Origin of the sequence: Vibrio sp. 10N.222.49.A3, from assembly GCF_041475145.1 — a bacterium.
GTDB classification, from domain to species: domain Bacteria; phylum Pseudomonadota; class Gammaproteobacteria; order Enterobacterales; family Vibrionaceae; genus Vibrio; species Vibrio tasmaniensis_A.
On sequence record NZ_JBFRVM010000179.1, the window covers coordinates 1,837 to 2,987 of the forward strand.

The 1,151-nt window shown below is 38.4% G+C and carries 2 protein-coding genes; both read right to left on the minus strand.

Annotated elements, in window-relative coordinates; translation table 11 throughout:
* Positions 1 to 85: 85 nt before the first annotated feature.
* Positions 86 to 532, minus strand: a complete 447-nt coding sequence (locus AB4589_RS22120) for a lytic transglycosylase domain-containing protein (RefSeq protein ID WP_102257485.1) — start codon at positions 530 to 532, stop codon at positions 86 to 88.
* Positions 533 to 584: 52 nt separating this feature from the next.
* Complete coding sequence (locus AB4589_RS22125) at positions 585 to 920, minus strand: type I restriction endonuclease subunit M (protein ID WP_102556682.1); 336 nt, start codon at positions 918 to 920, stop codon at positions 585 to 587.
* Positions 921 to 1,151: the final 231 nt, after the last annotated feature.

Here is a 1,151-nt window from a genome sequence, read left to right on the forward strand (position 1 = left end):
ACGAGGGATGCGGGGGATCTGGAAATTGAAGGAAGAAAGCGAGAGGAAAAGCTAAAGACCTTGCACCGTTATGGTGCAAGGTCTTTTATTTAACGTTAGGATTAAAATAAACCGATTGGACTTTTTGGATGTATATTTTTCTGGCGTTCTCGGTGCGTTTGGAAAAACCCGCATTATACGCGCCGACACTGTTCCAGTTATAACCATGACTAGAAAAGTTAGAACTTAATACCCATGCGCCAAGATGAACATTAAAGCAAGGATTATAGATATTTGTTTCATTCACATTAAATTCGGATAGTCGATCAAACCAATGGGAATTAATTTGCATCAATCCAAAATCACGGCTGATGACTTGACCGGATTGGTTTTTATTTTCATTGTACGCGTTCGGCTTTAGGCTACTTTCTACCGTGGCGATGGATTTTAAAAGCTGTGGATCGACATTATAAAATCGCCCTGCCTCATCAAAGCAAAAAGCCCAACTGAAACACGGCGATAACAACGAAAGATAAAGTAATGGTTTCATCATAAAAAAGAGCCCTAATAATAGGACTCTCATTTTATGCCATCCCATTGAGATATCAATATTCACAAGGTAATAAAATTGTGGTCACGCTGCGGTCACGTTCAGTTATTATCCAAACCGATTGATCACAAATCGTATAATTCGATATCACTCTCTCGCCTGTTTTGGTTGCTTCGTCATTGGTGATTTTATCTTCAATGCAAGTCTCTCCCCAATCTCCACTTTGGTGACGCTGCAAATAAATCGACAAGTTAGCACCGACATTATTATCTAATAACTGATCAATACCTTGCGTATAGACCACTTTACCCAACGAAAACGGAACGGCCGTACAAACGTAACATTTTGCTTTCGTTTCTTCTCTATCTTGTGTAACATTCAGAATGTTCATTAAATCTAACTCCGATGTAATTGAACATGCCTTGATATTTGAGACAGCAAATATCAAGGCGCTTTATTTTCACGCTTAATAAACGTCTTCCGTTTTACGAATATGATTAAACACTTCATGAATTTCATCGTAAGTGATGCCATACCCTTCGAGCTTTTCCACACAGTCACAAATATCATTGGTGTAGAAACACTCATGATTAAATAACTCACGACGAATGATCGCTTTTTT